Source organism: Salipaludibacillus aurantiacus, from assembly GCF_900111295.1.
GTDB lineage: Bacteria > Bacillota > Bacilli > Bacillales > Salisediminibacteriaceae > Salipaludibacillus > Salipaludibacillus aurantiacus.
On record NZ_FOGT01000005.1, the window covers coordinates 139,459 to 161,010 of the forward strand.

At 41.2% G+C, this 21,552-nt stretch carries 22 protein-coding genes and 1 other annotated feature; of the genes, 21 read left to right on the forward strand and 1 reads right to left on the reverse strand.

Annotation, left to right across the window (positions count from 1 at the left end; genetic code table 11):
• Positions 1 to 34: 34 nt before the first annotated feature.
• The 21 genes from minC (at position 35) to BMW59_RS07860 (ending at position 20,213) form a co-directional block, all read left to right on the forward strand.
• Positions 35 to 724: a septum site-determining protein MinC gene (gene minC, locus BMW59_RS07760; protein WP_245732997.1), complete on the forward strand. Its 690-nt coding sequence runs from the start codon at positions 35 to 37 to the stop codon at positions 722 to 724.
• A 55-nt stretch (positions 725 to 779) separates the two neighbouring features.
• The gene (gene minD / locus BMW59_RS07765) at positions 780 to 1,580 is read left to right on the forward strand and encodes a septum site-determining protein MinD (protein ID WP_093049824.1); all 801 of its coding nucleotides are present in this window, start codon (positions 780 to 782) and stop codon (positions 1,578 to 1,580) included.
• A gap of 347 nt (positions 1,581 to 1,927) precedes the next feature.
• Positions 1,928 to 3,295 (forward strand): ABC transporter substrate-binding protein, encoded by a 1,368-nt coding sequence (locus BMW59_RS07770; protein ID WP_093049825.1) that lies wholly within the window; start codon positions 1,928 to 1,930, stop codon positions 3,293 to 3,295.
• Between the two features lie 151 nt (positions 3,296 to 3,446).
• The gene (locus tag BMW59_RS07775) at positions 3,447 to 4,436 is read left to right on the forward strand and encodes a LacI family DNA-binding transcriptional regulator (protein ID WP_093049827.1); all 990 of its coding nucleotides are present in this window, start codon (positions 3,447 to 3,449) and stop codon (positions 4,434 to 4,436) included.
• Between the two features lie 89 nt (positions 4,437 to 4,525).
• A complete protein-coding gene (locus BMW59_RS07780; protein ID WP_093049829.1) occupies positions 4,526 to 5,854 on the forward strand; it encodes a carbohydrate ABC transporter permease in 1,329 nt (442 codons plus the stop codon).
• Between the two features lie 18 nt (positions 5,855 to 5,872).
• On the forward strand, positions 5,873 to 6,694 hold the full coding sequence (locus BMW59_RS07785; RefSeq protein ID WP_093049831.1) for a carbohydrate ABC transporter permease: 822 nt from the start codon (positions 5,873 to 5,875) through the stop codon (positions 6,692 to 6,694).
• A 332-nt stretch (positions 6,695 to 7,026) separates the two neighbouring features.
• Positions 7,027 to 7,857, forward strand: coding sequence for a M23 family metallopeptidase (locus tag BMW59_RS07790; RefSeq protein WP_177174233.1), 831 nt, complete (start codon positions 7,027 to 7,029; stop codon positions 7,855 to 7,857).
• 58 nt (positions 7,858 to 7,915) lie between these two features.
• Positions 7,916 to 8,692 (forward strand): M50 family metallopeptidase, encoded by a 777-nt coding sequence (locus BMW59_RS07795; protein ID WP_143051209.1) that lies wholly within the window; start codon positions 7,916 to 7,918, stop codon positions 8,690 to 8,692.
• A 65-nt stretch (positions 8,693 to 8,757) separates the two neighbouring features.
• A complete protein-coding gene (locus tag BMW59_RS07800) occupies positions 8,758 to 10,221 on the forward strand; it encodes an Rne/Rng family ribonuclease (protein ID WP_177174234.1) in 1,464 nt (487 codons plus the stop codon).
• A 78-nt stretch (positions 10,222 to 10,299) separates the two neighbouring features.
• Positions 10,300 to 10,372: a sequence feature (ribosomal protein L21 leader region), on the forward strand.
• Positions 10,373 to 10,385: 13 nt separating this feature from the next.
• Positions 10,386 to 10,694, forward strand: coding sequence for a 50S ribosomal protein L21 (gene rplU, locus BMW59_RS07805; protein ID WP_093049841.1), 309 nt, complete (start codon positions 10,386 to 10,388; stop codon positions 10,692 to 10,694).
• 14 nt (positions 10,695 to 10,708) lie between these two features.
• Positions 10,709 to 11,038 (forward strand): ribosomal-processing cysteine protease Prp, encoded by a 330-nt coding sequence (locus tag BMW59_RS07810; RefSeq protein WP_093049844.1) that lies wholly within the window; start codon positions 10,709 to 10,711, stop codon positions 11,036 to 11,038.
• A 19-nt stretch (positions 11,039 to 11,057) separates the two neighbouring features.
• Entirely contained in the window at positions 11,058 to 11,351 is a 294-nt protein-coding gene (rpmA, locus tag BMW59_RS07815) for a 50S ribosomal protein L27 (protein ID WP_093049847.1), read from the forward strand.
• Positions 11,352 to 11,643: 292 nt separating this feature from the next.
• Positions 11,644 to 13,335: a PQQ-binding-like beta-propeller repeat protein gene (locus BMW59_RS07820; protein WP_093049850.1), complete on the forward strand. Its 1,692-nt coding sequence runs from the start codon at positions 11,644 to 11,646 to the stop codon at positions 13,333 to 13,335.
• A 40-nt stretch (positions 13,336 to 13,375) separates the two neighbouring features.
• Complete coding sequence (locus BMW59_RS07825) at positions 13,376 to 14,116, forward strand: MBL fold metallo-hydrolase (RefSeq protein WP_093049853.1); 741 nt, start codon at positions 13,376 to 13,378, stop codon at positions 14,114 to 14,116.
• 414 nt (positions 14,117 to 14,530) lie between these two features.
• On the forward strand, positions 14,531 to 15,541 hold the full coding sequence (locus BMW59_RS07830) for a PstS family phosphate ABC transporter substrate-binding protein (protein WP_093049856.1): 1,011 nt from the start codon (positions 14,531 to 14,533) through the stop codon (positions 15,539 to 15,541).
• Between the two features lie 75 nt (positions 15,542 to 15,616).
• Positions 15,617 to 16,549 carry a phosphate ABC transporter permease subunit PstC gene (pstC, locus tag BMW59_RS07835; RefSeq protein WP_093049858.1) on the forward strand — a complete coding sequence of 311 codons (933 nt, stop codon included), beginning with the start codon at positions 15,617 to 15,619 and terminating at the stop codon, positions 16,547 to 16,549.
• Positions 16,550 to 16,558: 9 nt separating this feature from the next.
• Positions 16,559 to 17,434, forward strand: coding sequence for a phosphate ABC transporter permease PstA (gene pstA / locus BMW59_RS07840; protein WP_425441262.1), 876 nt, complete (start codon positions 16,559 to 16,561; stop codon positions 17,432 to 17,434).
• A 67-nt stretch (positions 17,435 to 17,501) separates the two neighbouring features.
• Positions 17,502 to 18,281, forward strand: a complete 780-nt coding sequence (gene pstB, locus BMW59_RS07845) for a phosphate ABC transporter ATP-binding protein PstB (RefSeq protein WP_245733015.1) — start codon at positions 17,502 to 17,504, stop codon at positions 18,279 to 18,281.
• Between the two features lie 13 nt (positions 18,282 to 18,294).
• Complete coding sequence (gene phoU / locus BMW59_RS07850; protein WP_177174235.1) at positions 18,295 to 18,948, forward strand: phosphate signaling complex protein PhoU; 654 nt, start codon at positions 18,295 to 18,297, stop codon at positions 18,946 to 18,948.
• 22 nt (positions 18,949 to 18,970) lie between these two features.
• Positions 18,971 to 19,723 (forward strand): response regulator transcription factor, encoded by a 753-nt coding sequence (locus BMW59_RS07855; protein WP_093049870.1) that lies wholly within the window; start codon positions 18,971 to 18,973, stop codon positions 19,721 to 19,723.
• 130 nt (positions 19,724 to 19,853) lie between these two features.
• The gene (locus BMW59_RS07860) at positions 19,854 to 20,213 is read left to right on the forward strand and encodes a YisL family protein (RefSeq protein WP_093049873.1); all 360 of its coding nucleotides are present in this window, start codon (positions 19,854 to 19,856) and stop codon (positions 20,211 to 20,213) included.
• 116 nt (positions 20,214 to 20,329) lie between these two features.
• Here the strand turns inward: BMW59_RS07860 and ald are convergent, their stop codons facing one another.
• A complete protein-coding gene (gene ald, locus BMW59_RS07865; protein WP_093049876.1) occupies positions 20,330 to 21,448 on the reverse strand; it encodes an alanine dehydrogenase in 1,119 nt (372 codons plus the stop codon).
• Positions 21,449 to 21,552 lie beyond the last annotated feature (104 nt).

Genomic DNA, 21,552 nt, shown 5'->3' on the forward strand with positions numbered 1-21,552 from the left:
GCCGTATATTCCGGAAAGTGAGGGGGGAGGCATGGTGAAGAGTAAACAGAGAAAGTCCCAGCATGTCATTATAAAAGGAACAAAAGATGGTCTAACTTTTATGTTGGATGATCAGTGTTCAATAGAAACGCTTAAAGAGGAATTGCAGAAAACACTATCCGACAGGCCTGAGTCAGCAAATGAATCTGTTCAGCCTGTAAACGCCAAACTGGTGGTTGGCAAACGCTATTTGGACCGTTTTCAAATTGAAGAACTGGAAAGTTTATTTTCAGAAGAGATGAATGTAAGCATAAATGAAATTGAATCGGAAGTCATTTCGAAAGAAGAAGCGGAAGAAATGAAACAGAATATGCAAGTAACGAGAGTGGTTAAAGTTATCAGATCAGGACAAGTCCTGGACTTCAAAGGAGATCTGCTTCTGATCGGAGATGTAAACCCAGGGGGCAAAGTTAAAGCGACAGGAAATATCTACATAATGGGGAGTCTTCGGGGAATCGCCCACGCAGGCAGTCAGGGTAATGAAGAAGCCATTATTTGTGCGGCGGAGATGAAGCCTTCCCAGTTACGAATAGCTTCAATGATTCGCAGACCTCCTGAACAGAATGGAGAAAATTCCGGTTTTGAAGAAGGCGAATGTGCTTATTTGAATGAAGAAAAGGAAATGGTTCTGGATAAACTTCAGATACTGTCTAAAATACGGCCCAACCTTTCAATGGAAATATAATAATAAAAAGGGAAGTATTGAGTAATCAGAAGGTTGCTAGGAAGGGGAGAAGAATATGGGAGAAGCCATTGTTGTGACCTCAGGAAAAGGCGGCGTAGGAAAGACCACTACCACGGCAAATATTGGTACAGCCCTCGCGCTGGCCGGAAAAAAAGTCTGTCTGGTAGATACAGATATCGGCCTTAGAAATTTAGATGTGGTAATGGGCCTTGAAAACAGGATTATTTACGATCTGGTAGATGTGGTGGAAGGGGATTGCAGGCTTCATCAGGCATTAATTAAAGATAAACGATTTGATTGTCTTTATCTTCTTCCTGCTGCCCAGACAAAAGATAAGTCTGCTGTAGAACCATCGCAAATGAAAAAATTAGTTGATGAGTTAAAACAGGATTATGATTATATTCTTATCGATTGCCCGGCGGGCATCGAACAGGGGTTCAAAAATGCGGTTGCAGGAGCAGACAAGGCGGTCGTAGTTACTACTCCCGAGATTTCTTCAGTGAGAGATGCTGACAGAATTATTGGTCTGATTGAAAAAGAAGAGCATATTTCTTCCCCGAAACTTATTATTAACCGGATTCGCCCTCATATGATGAAAAACGGAGATGCGATGGATGTCGAAGAGATTGTATCTATTCTCGCTATCGATCTGCTTGGAATTGTAATAGATGATGATGATGTGATTAAATCATCTAATAAGGGTGAGCCGATTGCAACTGATCCAAAGAGTAAAGCCTCTATTGCTTACAGGAACATAGGGCGGCGTATAACCGGTGAAACAGTTCCCCTTATGTCACTCGATGAAAAGAAGGGTGTATTCAAAAAAGTAAAGGACTTTCTGGGAATACGAGGATAAACTAAACCAGCATAAGCGTGCTGTCAGGCTGATGAGAAAACTTTCTCATCAGCTTTTTTTATATCCCCATCTAAAGGATTAGGGTCAGACCCCCCCATTTAATTCCATTTCACCCTGTAATATGAAGGAATCATTTATTGATTGTGAATTCAAAAAGAAATCTATAAAAATTTCTGAAAAATCACTTGAAAACGTTATCATAAAGAATTATAATACAAATATGAAAACGATTACATGATTTAAATCAATAGGAAATATCATTTTATATTATAATTATAATTTCCTATTTTTTAAAAAGATCGTGTGAAATCGTTATCAGAAAACCTTTAAAGGGGGCAATACAGAAAATGAAAATTTGGAAAAAGGTACTTTCGGGAGCGGTCGCTATATCCATGGTGAGTGTTATGGCTGCATGTGGTGGAGATGATGATGCAAATGAAACACCTGTCAACGACGATCCTGCCAATGAAACAGAAAACAACAACGCAGACAACGTAAACAATAATGATGAAGACGGAGCAGAAGCTTCTGAAGACCAGGAGGAAGTCACTCTTACTTATGCCCGAGGACATGATGCTACTGGTGCAACTGACAAACTGGTTGAAGCCTTTATGGAAGAAAATCCGCATATTACAGTGGAATTCCGTGAAATGCCGGCTGATACAGGTCAATCTCATGACCAGTATGTAACCGAGTTTAGTGCCGGAGATGCCACAATTGACGTGTTTGATGCCGATGTCATCTGGCCTGCTGAATTTGCGCAAGGCGGATATGTACTCGAATTAGACCGTTTTATTGAAAGAGACGGTATTGACATGGATGCCTACTTTGAAGGAACGGTGGATTCGGGTAACTTTGACGGCCGCCAATGGGCGATGCCTAAGTTTACAGATGCCGGATTATTATATTACCGCTCCGACATTGTAGATGAAGCGCCTGAAACTTGGGACGACCTTATTGAAATGGCCGGTGAATACCAGGGTGAAGAAGGAACTGACTTTGGTTACTTAATGCAGGCTAACCAGTATGAAGGTCTTGTAGTAAACGCAATTGAATTCATCGCTTCTTATGGTGGAGAAGTTATTAATGAAAATCAGGAAGTAACTGTTAACTCTCCGGAAACAATCGCTGCCATTGAAAAAATGGTCGAAATTGTTGAGTCTGATTTTGTACCGGGTAATATCTTGAACTTTGATGAGCCATCAACACATACAGCTTTCCTTGAAGGTCAATCTGTATTTGCCCGTAACTGGCCTTATATGCAGGCGATGACTGAGGATGAAGGTCAGTCACAAGTGCAAGGCAATGTAGAATTCGCTCTGTTACCTGCCGGTGATGCAGGGAGTGCAGCGGGGCTTGGCGGCTGGATGACTATGATCAACCGTAACAGTGAGAACCCTGAAGAAGCATGGGAATTTGTGAAATTTATGACAGGTCCTGAAGGCCAAAAGATCACTGCAATTGACGGAGGATCTGCCCCTACTTTACGCGACCTTTATGAAGATGAAGAAGTACGTAATGCAGCTCCATTATTTGCAGATGAGGAGTTTGTTTCCACATTAGAAAATGCGGTGCCGAGACCAGTTTCACCTATCTACCCGCAAATTTCAGACATTATGCAAATTGAACTTTCACGAGCACTTGCAGGAGAGATTTCTGCAGAAGAAGCAGCTGAAAATATGGAATCTCAAATCGAGTCGGCTTTAGCGGAATAACATGTGTGAGGGAAGTGGATCACAGTCCGCTTCCCTCTTCATTTTCCTATATTTCCGTTGAGCTTTCAGGGGAATTTTCAGGGTTTCTTAAGGAATATGAAACGCATTATAAATCAGGATTAGTTAGTTTAAAGCAGGTGAGGGGATACAGATGGCAACCATTAAAGAAGTAGCAGCAAAATCCGGATTGTCACCAACCACAGTTTCGAGAGTAATAAATAATCATCCCTACGTAGATGATGCGAAACGAAAAAAAGTCATGCAGGCAATGGAGGACTTGGGATATGTCCCTAACTCTTCTGCCAGAAGGCTGCGTGGCCAAAGAACCAATACGATTGCAGTCATCATCTCACGAATTGTGAATCCATTTTTCAGCCATTTAGTAGATGCGATGGAATTGATTGCCGGGGAAAAAGGCTATCAGCTAATTTTGTGTGATTCCCGTTTAGATAAAGACCGGGAATTACGGCATTTAGAATTGTTGAAAGCTAAACAAGTTGACGGGATTATTTTAGCTTCCTTACAAAATGAGTGGAAGGCTATTGAACCTTTTACAAAATACGGGCCGGTCATCAGCTGCAATGAATATGATACGAATGCACAGATGCCGGTAATCCGCTGTGACCAGGTGTATGGCGGCTATATTGCAACAAAGCATCTTATTGAAAAAGGCCATACTAAAATTGCTTACGCGGGTGGTGCTGACCGTATTCAATTAACGAGAGACAGAAAAACAGGAGTCTTTAAAGCCCTTAAGGAACACGGGCTCTCTATTCCCGAAGAGTGGATGTTTCCAAGCTTTTATGGCATTGAAGACGGTAAAAATATATTCCAGCGGATCTATGCGATGGAAAATCGGCCGACAGCTATATTTGCCGGCGGGGATGAAGTAGCTGCAGGGATTATTCAGGAAGCAAAACGGTTTAACTACCGCATACCAGAAGATTTAGCAGTGATAGGGTATGACAATCAGCCCATTGCCGATTTAATTAATCCCGGAATTACCACGATTGAACAGCCTATGAAACTGATGGGGACAAGGGCAATGGAAATGATGGTAGATATGATTGCCTATAATAGAAAAGTCACATATAAAAAAGAGATTTTGCCGCTTCAGTTAGTGGTTCGCCAGTCAACGTGAATAGCGAACCTCTAGCCTTTCTGCTGAAATCGATTTCAGATTTTACCAGCTTAATAGGATTGATAAGAATCCTGTAAAGGAGGATGAACATGGGAGATAAGAAAAAAGGCTTTCAATTAAGTGAAACACAGCTCGGATATTTAATGGTTCTTCCTGCTCTTATACTTATTGCTGCTATTACATTATGGCCGGTAGCCCAGTCATTCTGGAACAGTATGTTTGATTACCGTTTAAATGATCCGACGAGGAACCAGACGACTCTCAGTTACCAGATTGACCTTGAAACGTACGCTAATAATTACTTTTATATTGACCGTGATTTAGAAGCCATTGAAAACGAAGCGGCGGGCACTGAGTTAGAGGAAACAGTGGCTCAGCTTCGCCAGGAGATTGAAACTTACCACGATCAGCTCGTGACACTTCCTGAAATTGAAGAGCAGTACGAGATTGTTGACGAAATGGTCATGAACTTTGAGCCGGTTAATGACCGGGACTTGCGATATGGCAGCCTGGAAAAAGATTTTGCAGAAGGCTATATTTCTTTACTGGAAGATGGCCAGGATGAGCTTTTGGATGCCATAGGCGACCACGATGAGGAAATGGAAAGCGCCTTGAGTGCCGGGGCTGCTTCACTGACATCCCTCGATCGCAGCTTAATAAGACCTAACTTTATTGGTCTTCAAAATTACGGCAAATATTTAACGGACGCCCGTATGTGGTCTGCGATGTGGAATACAGTGTTCTTTACCGTCGTCTCTGTCTTTTTTGAATTGACAATTGGACTTGCGGTCGCTCTCATTATTAACAGAGCGTTCATTGGACGCGGAGCTGTCCGGGCGGCTGTCCTGATTCCCTGGGCGATTCCGACAGCGGTCAGTGCGATGATGTGGAATTACCTTTATGATGGACAGTCCGGGGTGGTTGCCCATTATTTCGAACAGCTTGGAATAATTTCTGATGCCTCCGTTCTTTTAAGTACAGGCTCGGGAGCCATGTTCTCGATTATTTTAGCAGACGTCTGGAAAACAATGCCTTATATGGCCTTATTGCTTCTTGCAGGTCTGCAGACGATTCCAGAATCCTTGTATGAAGCAGCGGAAGTTGACGGGGCCAACAGGATACAGCGCTTTATTAACGTCACCTTGCCAATGCTTAAATCAGCCATTCTTGTTGCTTTACTGTTCAGAACGCTGGATGCCTTCCGGGTATTTGACTTGATTTATGTACTGACAGGCGGCGGACCTGCCAACAGTACGGAATCAATATCTGTTTATGCCTATCAGGTGCTTTTTGCGCAATCCAACTTTGGTGAAGGGTCTGTGCTCTCAGTGATCGTGTTCTTAGCTGTGGCTCTTATCAGTATCATTTTCATCAAATTGATCGGTTCTGACTTGTTTGAAGGCAAAACAGGCAAATAATAAAGGAGGTTATCAAACATGCGAAAACGAGCAGGTGTTTCATTTTATATCTTTTTAAGCTTGTTTATCTTTGTGATTATGTTCCCGTTTCTGTGGGTCTTTCTCACGTCAATTAAACCGCCTATTGAAATTTTCGCAGGCTTTAACTGGTTTACAACGAACCCGACTTTACAGTCTTATATTAGTGCCATTGATACGAGGCCTTTGTTTCTGTATATGTGGAACAGTATTGCTGTTTCCAGTTTAACCACAGTGATAGCTATTTCTGTTGCCTCACTTGCGGCTTACGCTGTGACCCGGCTGCCAATTAAATTTAAAGGGACGATACTCGGGATTGTGCTTGCGGCCGCTATGTTTCCGCAAATCGCGATTATTTCACCTATTTTCAACTTGATTCAGAGCCTGGGGCTTCGTAACAGTTATATGGGGCTCGTTATTCCTTATATCACGATCAGTTTACCGCTTGCTATCTGGATTTTGGCGACCTTCTTTAAGAAAATACCTTTTGAGCTGGAAGAGTCAGCCAAACTGGATGGTGCCACACCTTTTCAGACGTTTAGAAAGATTATTTTTCCGCTTGCGGCACCCGGGGTATTTACAACAGCCATTCTTGTCTTCATTGCGGCGTGGAACGAGTATTTATTTGCGTTAACTATTAACTCTGATGATAACTGGCGCACGGTGCCAGTAGGGCTGTCCATGTACCAGTCCCAGTATACGATTCCTTGGGGGGATATTACCGCCGCAACCGTTCTTGTGACGATCCCGATCGTTGTCGTCGTTCTCCTCTTCCAGAGACGTATAGTGGCGGGGCTCACTTCAGGGTCAGTAAAAGAATAAACGGTGTCACACTTTAAACAGACTGGAATATAATACGATTACCCCCTTATATTAATATATATTTTGGTACCTCCTTCATTTACGAAGGAGGTTCTTTTTATGATAAGACAGGATAGATTGTGGCGGATCACTTCATTTTTTTGATTGAAGGACAGAAACTGGGCTGCCTAAGGGATTAAGCTCAGTTAAAAATTCTCTTTCCTGACTCAATCCTTCGGGAAATCCTGTTGCAGGCAAGTCCTCAGTTATATTCGGGAGCTTGGCGGTTCTAACCTTTTTAGCCAGGACATAAAATCAGTTAAGACGAAATTATGGACAAGGATGGGAAGCTGATGAATCACAAAGTGACAAAGCTAAAAAGGAAAATGGAAGCGAAACGCCGTCAGAGAAATATACGAAAAGTTACTGAACAAACAGGTGAAAGGCTGAGAGGGGACGGACCTACCTATTGGGGCATGAAGCACGACGAAGAGCGAGAAGATACGTTCTATCCTATTGAGGCCGGTAAAGGACTTCCCCAAGATAAGTCTTCCCCTGAACCTTTTTTTAGAAAAGATACGTTTATGATGCAGATTTTGGCCAGTATATGCCTATTTTTAATTGTTGCCATTATACTGCAGTCAAACTCTCCTGCATTGGAAGGGCCAAGAAATTACATTTATACGTCTTTTCAAGAAGAGTTTCAATTTGATCGGGCGGCTGCCTGGTATGAAGATTTATTCGGACGCCCTCTCGCACTTCTTCCTGATCAGATGGAAACAGTTGCCCCTGGAAATATGAAAGATAATTTAGAGGATAATTACGCCCTCCCGGCGACAGGGACCGTAAAGGAGACTTTTGACCAAAACGGCAGGGGAATTTTTGTAGAAACAGAGGCAGGTGAATTAATTGAAGCTGTCAGAAGCGGCGTCGTCCGTTACATTGGTGAAGATGAAGAGAATGACTGGGGGAAAATTGTTATCGTCCGCCATTATGATGGCGGGGAATCATGGTACGGGATGCTGGATGAGATTCATGTAAGCCTGTATGACCACGTGGACAGCGGAGAAAAATTAGCCCGGGTCTCTTCGATTAAAGACGAGTCAGAAGTAGGGGTGTATTACTTCGCTCTTAAAGAAGGGGATGTCTTTATTGATCCTGTAGAAGTGATCTCCCTTGACTGATTTACTGAGAAAAGTCAAAATTCATCCTCTTTTATGGATAGTTCTTAGTATAGGAGGATTGACAGGATTTTTTAAAGAAATACTGATGCTTTTGTTTATTGTTTCAGTTCACGAGTTAGGCCACATATTTATGGCCCGGCGTTTTAACTGGAGGATCCGGAAAATAATGCTCATGCCTTTTGGAGGCATAGCTGAAATGGACGAGTATGGGAACAGGCCTGCAAAAGAAGAAATTCTGGTAGCTGTCAGCGGTCCATTGCAGCACTTATGGATGATTGGTCTCAGCTTCCTTCTATTAGGCTCTGCCTTTTGGACGGAAGCTGATCACCAATTGTTCCTTTTTCATAACATTGCTATATTACTGTTTAATTTGCTCCCGGTTTTACCTCTGGATGGCGGGAAATTGCTGTTTTCATTTCAAAGTTATGTTCTTCCCTTCCATAAAGCTTATCAATCCACTTTTATATTATCTTTTGTCTGCTTAACAGCTCTTTCCTTTCTGAGTCTATTTATGCTTCCTTTCCATTTGAATTTAATTATGGTAACCACCTTTTTATGGGTGCATCAATACCTCGAATGGAAACAGAGACACTATCATTTCTTGAGGTTCTTACTTGAAAGAAAACATATAAAAAGGAATAAAAAGAATTATCTGTTGAATGTTTCGCCTGCTCTCACAGTCGCCCAGGCTGTCAAGAATGTCCACCGGGAGAAAGAGTTAACCTTATTAATAAATAAAAACCAGGTTATACAGGAAAAAGTACTTTTAGACGCATTTTTTGACAGATATAAGCAAACCCAGCCTTTATCCTGTCTTCTTAAAGGTGACTGGTAATTGCCCTGTAAACCATTTATAATATGGGCAGACTAAAGGATTCCTTAAGGAGATGGGAGCGAACAGTGAGGAAAATTATTTTGCACCGCCTGCTGAATGAAACGCGCGGGGCGGTTTTAGAGAACGGAAAAGTAACAGAATGGTTATTCGATATTCCTTCAGATTCTCCCGGCCCGGGGAGTGTGATTAAAGGAAAGGTAGAAGACATTCTGCCAGGAATGGACGCGGCATTTATTAATATCGGCTCTGAAAAAAACGGATTTCTTTATAAAAAAGAATTAGCAGCTTTTCAGCAGGATCCTCCACAGGATATACCGGTGACATCTCTTGTTGCTAAAGGACAGTCGATTATAGTACAAGTTAAAAAAGAAGAATCCGGCTCAAAAGGAGCCAAGCTTACAGAACATTTAGCATTCCCCGGGAAATATGTTGTATTTTTGCCTTATGGCGGCTACGTAGCTGTGTCTAAAAAAATTACCCCTGAAGAGACGAGAAATGTGTGGAGAGAATGGGGAAAAGACCAGTTGGAAGGCCGGGAAGGACTGATTATCCGGACGCTTGCTGAGGAAGCGCCGGTTGAGGAAGTTAAAGAAGATCTGGCGCGCCTGAAAAGCAGGTATTCTGCTGTCCTTAAGAAAGCAAAAGAAATAAAAGGGACAGGAACTTTATATGATGAATCATCCATTTATGCCAGAGTGTCAAGAGATTTTTTAAACGATGATAATACTGAAATAATTGTCGATTCACCGGAAGATTACCAACAATTTACCAGTGAAGGGAATCGTGCTAACATTGAACTTTATCAGGGGAAAGAAAACATATTTTCCCGCTTCAATATCGGAAAACAACTGGAACGGGCTTTAAAACCATTTCTTTGGCTCAAAAACGGAGGTTCTCTTCACATTGACCATACTGAAGCAATGACTGTAATTGATGTAAACTCTGCAAAGTTTACCGGCAAACAGGGGCTGAGAGATACTGCGGTGAAGATTAATTTAGAAGCAGCGAAAACAATTGCCGAACAGCTTAGGCAGAGAGATATAGGCGGCATTATTCTCATCGATTTTATGGATATGGCAGATGAAGCCGACAGGCAGGAAGTATTAAAAACGTTAAATGAAGCTCTTAAACATGACCGGACTATTACCAATGTTTTAGGGTTTACCCAGTTGGGCCTGCTGGAAATGACTCGCAAAAAAACTAGGAATCCACTGAGAGATATCATGTTTAATGACTGTCCTGCCTGTCAAGGGACAGGCAAGGTCAAGAAAGAAGAAGAGATAGCAAAAGAATTGGAAGAAGCCGTGTTTACGAGAAGATATGATGATGAGGAAGCCATAATTGTGGAAATTGGAGAGTGGATTATCCCGCTTTTCTGCGGCAATAATAAAAAGCGTATGAAACAGCTTGAAAAAATAACTAACAAAAAAATATTTCTTACCCCGTCATCTTTGCCAGGATTTGAAATCCGCTACATGGGAAATATTGAGGAAGCCCGATTAAAATGGAAAAAACACGTTAGCCCTTGAAGTAAAGCCTTTATAATCCATTGACATGCACTTTTACATTATGGTATGATGTCTTTTGTTAGTTGTTTGGATGCACCCAAAGAGCTACAACCGCACAGAACAGGTTATAAGCATTTTTAATGCACCTGGGATGGCGAGTCTGAGTATTTAAAGGAGGTGCGCACATGTACGCAATTATTGAAACTGGCGGAAAGCAAGTGAAAGTGACTGAAGGACAGGAAGTTTACGTTGAGAAGCTTGACGTAACTGAAGGTGATACAGTTACATTTGACCGTGTTCTTCTAGTGGGTGGAGACGAAACAAAAGTTGGTTCTCCATTACTTGACGGCGCAACTGTGACAGCAAAGGTTGAAAAACAAGGCCGTGCTAAAAAGTTGACTGTATTCAAGTATAAAGCTAAGAAAAACTACCGTCGTAAGCAAGGTCACCGTCAACCTTACACAAAAGTGACGATCGATAAGATCAACGCTTAAAAGGTGGACTGACGATGATCCATATCACGTTTGACCGGAACGAAGACGGTACAATCGATTCATTTACCATGACAGGCCATGCCGATTCAGGACCGCACGGACAGGATCTTGTATGTGCGGGAGCTTCAGCCGTTTCGTTTGGAACGGTAAATGCAGTGGCTGAAATCTGTGGAACTGAAATGGAAGTTGAAATGAATGATAATGGAGGCTTTCTCCGCTGTCGTGTTCCTGACAAATTAGATCGTGACACTTATGAGAAAGTACAATTACTATTAGAAGGCATGCTGGTCTCTATGAAAACAATGGAAGACCAGTACAGCCGGTTTATATGTATTGAATCGTAAATATGCAGGAGGTGAAGACATGTTCTTAAATTTGGACCTTCAGTTTTTCGCCCAGAAGAAGGGTGTAGGTAGTACTAAAAACGGTCGTGACTCAATTTCCAAGCGTTTGGGCACTAAGCGGGGAGACGGACAAGAAGTGACAGGCGGATCAATCCTAGTTCGCCAGCGAGGCACTCGTATTTACCCTGGTGTTAACGTCGGGAAAGGCGGAGACGACACGTTGTTTGCGAAAGTGGACGGCGTTGTGAAATTTGAACGCGTAGGACGTGACCGCAAGCGGGTAAGCGTGTATCCTGAAGTTCAGGAAGCGTAATATATTATGAAAAACTCTGATGATTAGTCTCTAATCATTAGAGTTTTTTTTAATTCTTCTGAAACAGTACAGTAACAGATGGCATATACAAAAGTTAAAAAATAGAAATGCTGCCAACATGGCTTTTTCACTTATTAAAAGCTGTTATCTTTAAATTACGATCCTCAATTAAATTGTTGAGGGTCTTTTTTTAGGTTGGCTGACTTCATATGGGAGGACACAGAAATTATGACAAAATTTTCAAATATTATGTGATATATTGGTGGGAAATTGATCAATAAGGGTGATATTTTTGTTAAAGTTATGGCTGCTAGCTACATTTGCAGTGATTTTATCCCTTTCTGCCTGTAATGATGTCGACCAGCTTACTGTTTCTAAAGAGGAAACAGAAAATCAAAAAAATATGGGAGAAGAGATAGAGAAAGAAGAAAGAGAACATAGCGGAGATAATTTCACTGAAGATAAACAAAATACATCAGAGCGTGTATCAGCGGGACAGAGTGATAAGTATGAACCAATTGTGATCGAAGAATATTTTCGGGACCATATTGAATTTCAATTAGAAAAAGGTGATGTCGTTACAGAACCAGATGAGGTGATGTTTCCTGAAAATTATACTGAATTAGAAGGTGTACTGACATTCAGGGGAGGGCCCTGGCGTGACCGTCCTTCTTATGGAAGCATCAGTGCCTCCTCAAAAATGGTCCTTGAAGAGCAATGGGAATTTACTACCGGACATAATGAAGAGTGGGGAGGAGGAGCTGGCTGGACTGGACAGCCAGCGATTATTAAATGGGACGAGGAGATAAGAAAGGTAATGAATATAAAAGAAGAATTCAAAGAGAAGGAAAACTTCGTTGAAATAATTCAAGGCTCCCTTGATGGGAATATTTATTTCTTTGATCTTGAATCAGGCAAGCAGTCAAGAGAACCGATCAAAGTACAGAATCCTATTAAAGGCAGTGTATCTGTGGACAGCAGAGGATACCCGCTTTTATACCAAGGGGACGGCGTCCCTCGGTCAGATGATAAAAAAGGAGAGGATAATTTCGGCTTTAATATCTTCAGCCTTCTGAATGGTGAATTGCTCCACCATATTGATGGAAGAGATGAGTATGCCCACCGTGAATGGGGAGCTTTTGATGGTTCGGCATTGATTAACAGAGAAACCGATACTCTCATAACTGGCGGGGAAAATGGCATTTTTTACAACATTAAATTAAATACAGTCTTTGATAAAGGTGAAGGGAGTATTTCGATATCTCCTGAAGAGCAAAAAATGCGGTATGAAATTGAAGACAATGATTACCAGGGTATTGAAAATTCTGTGGCCGTGTATAAAAACATGGCGTTTTTTGCGGATAACGGAGGATCGATCCTGGCGGTTAACCTTGCAGATAATAAACCCATATGGGCGCTTCCTCCATTAGATGATACAGATTCAACCATCGTTATGGAAATAATTGATGATGTGCCGTTTCTCTACACAGGAACAGAAGTGGATATTCAAGGTGAAAACGGAGATGCATACCTTCGTAAAATTAACGGAATTACAGGAGAAGTAGTATGGCAAAAAAGCTATTTTGCTTATTATTATCCCGGAGTGGTAGGCGGTGTGTTAGCTACACCGGTACTGGGGAAGAAAAGTATGGATGGGCTGATTATTTACACAATTGCACGTCATCAGGGGGTATACGAAGGAATTATGGTTGCTCTTGACCGTGAAACTGGTGAAGAAGTATGGAGATGGGAGACGGATGATTATGCCTGGAGTTCGCCTGTAGACATTTATAATGAGAACGGGGAGGGCTTCCTTATTCAGGCAGACTTTGGAGGCAATCTTCACCTACTTAATGGTTTAACAGGAGAAGTGCTGGACTCCAAAAACTTTGGCCATAATATTGAAGCTTCGCCAGCTGTTTATAATGATAAGATAGTATTTGCAAGCAGAAGCGGTAAGATACATCAAGTAAAAATTAAGTAACAGTCTTGTGGAAATAAAGTAAAAAGGAGGAGGAAGGTATATGAAAATAACTGTCATTGGCTACTGGGGAGCATATCCTGAGGCAAATGAAGCAACGAGCTGTTTTCTCCTGGAAGAGGGAAACACAAATATACTGCTGGACTGTGGAAGCGGTGCTGTTTCCAAGCTTCAGAATTACAAGGCGCTGAAAGACATAAACGCCGTTATTCTAAGCCATTATCACCACGATCATGCAGCTGATTTAGGGGTTCTTACATACAGCCGGGTGGTCGATATTAACCTTAATAAGACAGATCAGCCGCTTAATATATTTGCTCATGAAAAAGACAAAAAGGAATATAGTAAACTTGGAAAGCCGCCTTATACAAACGTACAGCCCTATAATGGAGGGAGTAAGGTCGAAGTCGGACCGTTCACTCTCCAATTTCAACAGACAGCGCATTCTGCTCCCTGCTATGCCATGAAAATACGGTCAGAGAAGAGCCCTGGAACACTAGTTTATACGGCGGATACTTCTTACGATGAAAATCTTAGTCCCTTCTGCCGTGACGCTGATTTATTAATTGCTGAAACAAGCTTTTATGCTGGCCAGGATGCAGCTTCATTTGGCCATATGACTAGCAGCGAAGTGGCCAGGCTTGCCTCCAATTCCGGTTGCAAGTCTGTCCTTCTCAGTCACCTGCCACACTTTGGAAATCATCATCAGCTGCTTGAGGAAACGGAGGCAGAATTTAAGGGAGACATTCAAATAGCAAAAACAGGTGCCATTTTTAATTTATAAGCATGTCTCCGGGACAGAAACCATCACGGTTTCTGTCTTTTTTTTATTTTCAGGCTTTATTAAAGGTATATAGTGATTTAAAATCCACATTAAAACTTATAAAAAGCTTTTTTTAGCCGGCTAATGTTTCATTTTGAACGAAAAATAATACTATTATCAGTGGAAGATGGATTCTATCAGCGAAAATCGGGTTCAATCGGCGAAAAATCAAATCAATCAGCGAAAACAGGATTTAATCGGCGAAAAAACAAATCTATCAGCGATTTTCCATTAATAGGATGTGAGGGGCCCTTTACAAACAGTTTACAAAATATTTACCTTTGATTCATTTTGGCTTAATAATCAAGAAGTATACTTCAAATTGTGGTCGAACGATCATTACATAAATTAGAGGAAACAGAGGAGGAAGTTGAAATGAAAAAACTAAAATTATCATTGATGTTGACAGGTCTATTAGCAGTTGCCTCAGCTTGCGGGGGAAACGAAAGCAGTGAAGCAGGCGGGAATAATAACGATAACGAGTCTAACGGCGGCAATAATAATGCCGGTAATTCGGAAACAGAAGAGCTTTCAGGCTCAGTACAAATTGATGGATCAGGAACTGTTTATCCGCTTCTATCACGTATTGCAGAAGAATACATGGTTAACGAGCAGCAAGGTGTGAGTGTAGAAGTGAGCCGGGCGGGGACAAGCGCAGGTATGCAAAGATTTATTAATGGTGAGACAGATTTATCGAATGCCTCTCGTACAATCAAAGAAGAAGAATTACAAGGACTCGAAGAAAATGGAATTGAAACACAAGAATTTAAAGTAGCTTTAGATGGTATGACTATTGTTATCCACCCTGACAATGATTGGGCAACTGAAATGACAGAGGAGGAAGTGACTGATCTGTTCATTTCAGGGAAGTATGCAGACGATGACAATGTTCTCTGGTCTGACGTTCGTGATGACTGGCCGGATGAGGAAGTTAACTTCTATGGTCCAAATGAAAACCACGGCACTTATGAGTTTTTTGTTGAGGTATTACTAGATGAGCAGGACCTTGTAGACGGAATTAATTTGCAGCAGGATTATTCCACTTTAGTAGAATTAGTTTCTGATGATGAAAATTCCATTGGGTTCTTTGGATTTGGTTACTATATAAACAACGATGACAAATTAGGCGTAGTTTCCGTTGATTTCGGTGATGGCCCTGTTGCCCCTTCTCTTGACACTATTGCTGAGGATGGAGATTACGCTCCGTTTACACGGCCGGTTTTTACTAATTTAAGCATTGATGCTGCGAAAGAAAAGCCGGAAGTTAAAGATTTTGCTAAATACATTTTTGAAGTGGCTGACGACTTAGCCGGAGAAACTGGATTTGCACCATTACCGGAAGAAGAATTAAACAGTTATATTGAAGAAATTGACGAAATTGAATAGTAATCCAGTAGATCATCAGAGAGAGCCTGAGGGCTCCCTCTGATGAATGTATGTATGTGAGGAAGGAGCAAAACAATGTCTTATTCAGCGAATGTAAAGGACATGATCGAAACTAATAGAAAGAATAGTAAACTTGCAAAATTTGAAAAGATGATTCCTTTTTTGCTGTTTTTAGCAGCGTCCATCTCAGTTCTTACAACATTAGGAATTCTTGTTACGTTATTGTTCGAAACAGTTCTGTTCTTTCAAAACGTCTCTTTTAGAGAATTCTTTCTACAGTCTGAGATGAGGCCTCTCAACCCTACAAATCCACAGTTTAGTATATTACCGTTATTGGGAGCGACCTTGCTTTCTACCGGAATTGCTATGTTCGTAGCTGTACCGGTCGGTCTTACTACTGCCGTTTATTTAAGTGAATACGCTACGGACAAGGTGAGGCGAATTTTAAAACCTTTAGTAGAAGTTTTAGCAGGAATCCCAACAATTGTATATGGTTTTTTTGCCTTTACGTTTGTAACTCCCTTCCTTCGCGAATTTATTCCTGCGCTTGACCGGACAAATATTTTAAGTCCAGGGATCGTTATGGGGATTATGATTATTCCAATTGTCGCTTCATTATCAGAAGACGCGATGAGTTCTGTGCCTAATTCGATTCGTGAAGGAGCAATGGCCCTGGGCGCTACAAAGTTTGAAGTCGCCTTTCGTGTTGTGATTCCTGCTGCAATTTCAGGCATTATTGCTTCCTTTGTTTTGGGCATCTCCCGGGCAATTGGTGAAACAATGATCGTAACGATTGCAAGCGGCAGCAATAAAAACCTCACATTTGATGTCACACAAAGTATGCAGACGATGACCGCTTATATTGTAGAAGTGACAAGCGGAGATGCCGGGGCCGGAACAACGGCCTATTACAGTTTATATGCCGTAGCAATGACATTATTTGTTTTTACACTTGCCATGAATATGTTTGCAAGGTATATGACGAAAAGATTCAGGGAGGTGTATTAATTGCAATATATGGATCTAGATGCGGTTCAGTCGAGAATGACTAAACGTATATTCTTTAACCGCCTGAGTAAAATGTTGTTTTTAGCCTCAGCCTTTTTTGGTTTAATTGTTTTAGCTGTCCTTCTATATGATGTGGTCTCAGACAGTATTGGTTGGTTAAGTATTGACTTTTTAACAAGCCTTCTTTCTACAAATCCGGATATTGCTGGTATTAGAGGAGCAATTCTCGGTACCGTCTGGCTTATGGTTATTGTAGGTCCGGTGACTATGATTCTTGGCGTATGTACGGCCATATACCTTGAAGAGTATGCCCGCCCTTCAAAGTTTACAACATTCATTCAGACAAATATTTCTAACCTTGCCGGAGTTCCGTCCATTGTTTTTGGGCTTCTTGGTTTAACCGTTTTTGTCAGGCTTTTTGGATTAGGTTCAATCGTACTAGCAGGCGGATTAACAATGTCCCTGCTGGTCCTCCCAATTGTAGTAGTCGCCTCCCAGGAATCCATACGTGCGGTGCCTGCACATTTAAGGGAAGCGTCTTTTGGAATGGGAGCTACCAAATGGCAGACTATTAAAAATGTTGTATTGCCTGTTGCTTTACCTGGTATTTTCACTGGAATGATTTTGGCAATTTCCCGGGCAATTGGTGAAACAGCTCCACTCGTGGCGATTGGAATACCAGCTTTAATTATACCTGCACCGTCAGGAATTTTTGACAGGTTCACTGCGCTGCCAATGCAGATTTACTACTGGACGATCGATTCAGTAATGGTTCAGGAGTATGCTTATCTGGCCGCAGCCACCATTGTCGTATTACTTCTCATTTTATTTACTTTAAATTCGATTGCTATATTAATTAGAAATAAGTTTGACCGCCGTTATTAAAACCTATTGACCTAATGAAAGGAGACTCACAATGGCTCAATCACTTTTAAAAAAGAAAAAACCTGTGATGGCTGAGAATAAAACCGAAGCTAAACCGACCGTGTATGATACTAAAAAATTAAATTTATGGTATGGAAAGACACATGCTCTTAAAGATATCGATCTGGAAATTCAGGAGCGTTCCGTCACAGCGATTATAGGCCCTTCCGGCTGCGGGAAATCAACTTATATTAAAACGTTAAACCGTATGGTAGAAATGAATCCGGAGGTTCGCACGACGGGTGAAGTTCAATACCGCGGAAGGAATATCTTTGATCGAAACTATTATGTAGAAGAATTGCGCACAAGAGTAGGAATGGTATTTCAAAAACCAAACCCATTTCCAAAATCAATTTTTGATAATGTGGCATACGGCCCTAAAATTCACGGCATCAGGGATAAAAAAATTCTTAAGCAGATCGTGGAGAAAAGCTTACGGGGGGCGGCTATCTGGGATGAAGTAAAGGACAGGCTAAACGAGAATGCTTATGGATTATCGGGCGGCCAGCAGCAGCGTCTATGTATTGCCCGCTGTTTAGCTGTAGAACCTGACGTTATTTTAATGGATGAACCAACCTCAGCGCTGGATCCTAAGTCAACTTTAAAGGTGGAAGAACTGGTTCAGGACCTGAAAAAAAATTATTCAATTATTATCGTGACTCATAATATGCAGCAAGCGGCACGTATTTCGGATAAAACAGCTTTCTTCCTAAATGGAGAAGTAGTTGAATATGAAGATACAAACTTAATTTTCTCTAATCCAAACGATAAACGAACCGAAGACTATATTACCGGCCGGTTCGGATAAGGAGGCAGCAGACGTGGGTGTCCGTACAAATTATGAAACTGAACTTCAAAATTTAAAAGGTGATATCGGTCTTTTAAGTTCAATGGTTGAAGAGGGCTTTAATAAGGCTGTAAAGGCAATAGTCATAAGAGATTATTCTGCCCTGGAAGAGATTATCGACCGGGACGAGGAAGTAAATCGCCTTGAATTGGAGATTAATGAGAATGCTACAATAATGATTGCTAAACAGCAGCCTGTGGCCTCAGACTTAAGAAAAGTGATGGCAGCTTTAAAGGTTGCGAGCGACCTCGAGCGAATGGGAGATTTGACGGTGGATATGGCTAAATCTGCTCTTAGAATGGACGGTGGTTTGGAAAAGAATCAATTTAAAAACCAATTAATGAAACTGGCAGAAATGACTTCAATAATGATGAAAGAAGTGCTTCATGCTTATGAAAGAGCAGATATATTAAGAGCTCAAAAAATTGCAGCTATGGATGACGAAGTTGACGACTATTACGGTGATTTTCTTAAAGAAGTTATTCAAACGGCCTCAGGAAATGAAGCTGAAGATATGATGCAATTAGCATTTATTGGACGTTTTATTGAAAGAATAGCAGATTACTGTACAAACGTAGCGGAATGGATTATTTATGAAGTGAACGGCCGGCGTTTCGATTTAAATTAAGCACATTAAACAGGGTGATTAAATGAGTCAGGATAAACCAGCTCCTACTATTCTTATAGTCGATAACGATATAACCCTACGTTTAAAAATGCAGGAAACTTTTCACTCTTATGGCTTTGATGTATGGGTGGCCAATAACGGGAAAGATGCTGTTAAGATAATTACTTCTCTTAAACCTGATGCTGTAATAACGGCTATGAGTCTCCCCCGGTTAAGCGGTTTTGATTTATGCAGGGAGTTAAGGCAGTCTCTGAATATATGGACGCCAGTTCTCCTAATAGCTGAAAAAGCAGATGAACTGGAGGCAGTATTAGGCTTTGAATTGGGAGCAGATGATTATTTAGTGAAGCCTCTAAGGCTGAAAGAAGTAGTAGCAAGGGTCAAATCTGTCATTAGAAGAGGGAGCCTGTGCTGTGATACTCCAAGTGTTTCAGGGGTTCATGAGTCAGAAGGATTGCTCGAGAATGGAGCTTTAAGTTTAGATCCGGTACATTTTACTTTGTATAAAAACGGGGACACAGTGGAATTAACTCGTAAAGAGTATGAACTGGTGTATTATCTGTTAAAAAACAAAGGAAAAGCTTTTACAAGGGAGCATTTAAAAACAATCATTTCAGGGGATGATCATCAAATTGATGAACGCATTATTGATGTGTTTATCAGCCGTATTCGCAGAAGAATCGAACCTAAAAGCCGCAATCCTGTTTATATTAAGACTGTAAGGAATGTAGGCTATATGATGAAAGAGATTAAAGAAAAAAAGTTAAGTTATTAGAAAAGTTTGTTCCGAAGAGGTGTTTCAGGAACAGGCTTTTTATTATCCTAATGAAGTGTTTTGCCTCCAGTGATGTTTTCATATATACTACTAAACAGTTATATTCCTGTATATTAAAGGAGGGAAAAAATTGTTTCAGTATGATGTGTTTTTACACTCTCATGATTTATTCTGGTTTATCACACTCATTCTTTTTGCTTTAGTACTGGTTTTTTTAAAGAGTGGATTAATAAAACCTGCAAAAGTTCTCCAAATGATTTTAAGGTTTTTATACATCCTTGTATTTGGTACAGGACTCGTCTTAATTGCAATGAATTTATGGTGGGGATCAATTGTTAAGGGCGTCTTAGCCTTTTGGCTGATTTACGTAATGGAAATGATCTCAACACGCATGTCGAAAAAAGAGCTTACCCCCTGGACGTCTTTTATTTTATGGATTCAATTTTTCGTATCTTTTGTCGCAGTTATATATTTCGGGTATTTTATTTAAGGCTTATTACATAAAGAGCATAGAGCGTACATAATACAAAAAAACCTGTTGTGATGAGCACAACAGGTTTTTTATGGGTAATTCAAAACCTCTCTGGACTATAATCAGCTTGGGGGCTATAGCTGCAAAGCTTCCTCAACAGATACATACTCATAGCCAAGATCGCGTGCTACTGCTTCATAAGTCACTTTACCGTTGGCTGTATTGACACCTTTGACAAGAGCCGCGTTGTATTTAAGCGCTTCGTGTAATCCCCGGTTCGCAATTTGCAAAGCATAAGGGATCGTGACGTTTGTTAAACCAATGGTCGAAGTGCGCGGCACAGCACCGGGCATATTGGCGACAGCATAATGCACGACACCGTGCTTTGTGTATGTCGGGTTATCGTGAGTTGTTATTTTATCTACCGTTTCAACGATTCCTCCCTGGTCAATAGCAACATCTACAATAACTGACCCAGGCTGCATTTCTTTTATCATCTCTTCTGTTACAAGTTTTGGCGCCTTTGCCCCTGGAATGAGAACAGCTCCGATAAGGAGGTCTGATTCTTTCACTGCCTGGGCAATATTCAGAGGGTTGCTCATAAGTGTATTGATTTCTGTACCGAAAATATCATCAAGCTGACGCATACGTTCAGGGCTTAAATCCATAATGGTTACGTCAGCCCCGAGTCCCATAGCAATTTTGGCAGCATTGGTTCCTACCACTCCGCCTCCAATAACAGTCACTTTTCCACGTTTAACTCCCGGAATGCCGGAGAGAAGAACGCCGCTTCCTCCTTTAGGTTTCTCGAGAAACTGCGCTCCAATTTGAGAAGCCATTCTTCCGGCGACTTCACTCATAGGAGTCAACAAAGGAAGAGTGTGGTTAACTTCAACCGTTTCATATGCGACAGCGGTGACACCTTTTTCGGTTAGAGCTTTCGCCAGCTTTGGAACGGCGGCCAGGTGCAGGTATGTAAATAGAATAAGTCCTTCTCTAAAATATGGGTATTCATCCTCTAAAGGCTCTTTTACCTTCATAATCATTTCAGAGCTGTGCCAGACATCGCTCGCTTCGTCAAAAATTTTGGCGCCTGCAGCTTCATAATCTTCGTCATTGAAACCGCTTCCAACGCCCGCCGATTTCTCAACTATAATGTCATGGCCCGCCTGCTTCAGAGTTAAAACGCCCGCTGGAGTTAAAGCGACCCGGTTTTCGTTGTTTTTTATTTCTCTGGGTACTCCAATTTTCATAAATACACCCTCCTCTTAGTTTACATTGATTGAAATCCACATCTATTGTAACGAACTTCCTAAACTTGTTCCAGCTTTTTTAAACAGAAATAAAAGACAAAGCC

Excerpts from the sequence above, each read along its gene's own strand:
- BMW59_RS07770 (WP_093049825.1), top strand. The coding sequence starts at position 1,928 with ATGAAAATTTGGAAAAAGGTACTTTCGGGAGCGGTCGCTATATCCATG.
- rplU (WP_093049841.1), top strand. The coding sequence starts at position 10,386 with ATGTACGCAATTATTGAAACTGGCGGAAAGCAAGTGAAAGTGACTGAA.
- pstA (WP_425441262.1), top strand. The coding sequence starts at position 16,559 with ATGGATCTAGATGCGGTTCAGTCGAGAATGACTAAACGTATATTCTTT.
- BMW59_RS07785 (WP_093049831.1), top strand. The coding sequence starts at position 5,873 with ATGCGAAAACGAGCAGGTGTTTCATTTTATATCTTTTTAAGCTTGTTT.
- rpmA (WP_093049847.1), top strand. The coding sequence starts at position 11,058 with ATGTTCTTAAATTTGGACCTTCAGTTTTTCGCCCAGAAGAAGGGTGTA.
- BMW59_RS07810 (WP_093049844.1), top strand. The coding sequence starts at position 10,709 with ATGATCCATATCACGTTTGACCGGAACGAAGACGGTACAATCGATTCA.
- BMW59_RS07790 (WP_177174233.1), top strand. The coding sequence starts at position 7,027 with ATGAATCACAAAGTGACAAAGCTAAAAAGGAAAATGGAAGCGAAACGC.
- minD (WP_093049824.1), top strand. The coding sequence starts at position 780 with ATGGGAGAAGCCATTGTTGTGACCTCAGGAAAAGGCGGCGTAGGAAAG.
- BMW59_RS07830 (WP_093049856.1), top strand. The coding sequence starts at position 14,531 with ATGAAAAAACTAAAATTATCATTGATGTTGACAGGTCTATTAGCAGTT.
- BMW59_RS07775 (WP_093049827.1), top strand. The coding sequence starts at position 3,447 with ATGGCAACCATTAAAGAAGTAGCAGCAAAATCCGGATTGTCACCAACC.
- BMW59_RS07855 (WP_093049870.1), top strand. The coding sequence starts at position 18,971 with ATGAGTCAGGATAAACCAGCTCCTACTATTCTTATAGTCGATAACGAT.
- BMW59_RS07825 (WP_093049853.1), top strand. The coding sequence starts at position 13,376 with ATGAAAATAACTGTCATTGGCTACTGGGGAGCATATCCTGAGGCAAAT.
- BMW59_RS07780 (WP_093049829.1), top strand. The coding sequence starts at position 4,526 with ATGGGAGATAAGAAAAAAGGCTTTCAATTAAGTGAAACACAGCTCGGA.
- pstB (WP_245733015.1), top strand. The coding sequence starts at position 17,502 with ATGGCTGAGAATAAAACCGAAGCTAAACCGACCGTGTATGATACTAAA.
- ald (WP_093049876.1), bottom strand. The coding sequence starts at position 21,448 with ATGAAAATTGGAGTACCCAGAGAAATAAAAAACAACGAAAACCGGGTC.
- pstC (WP_093049858.1), top strand. The coding sequence starts at position 15,617 with ATGTCTTATTCAGCGAATGTAAAGGACATGATCGAAACTAATAGAAAG.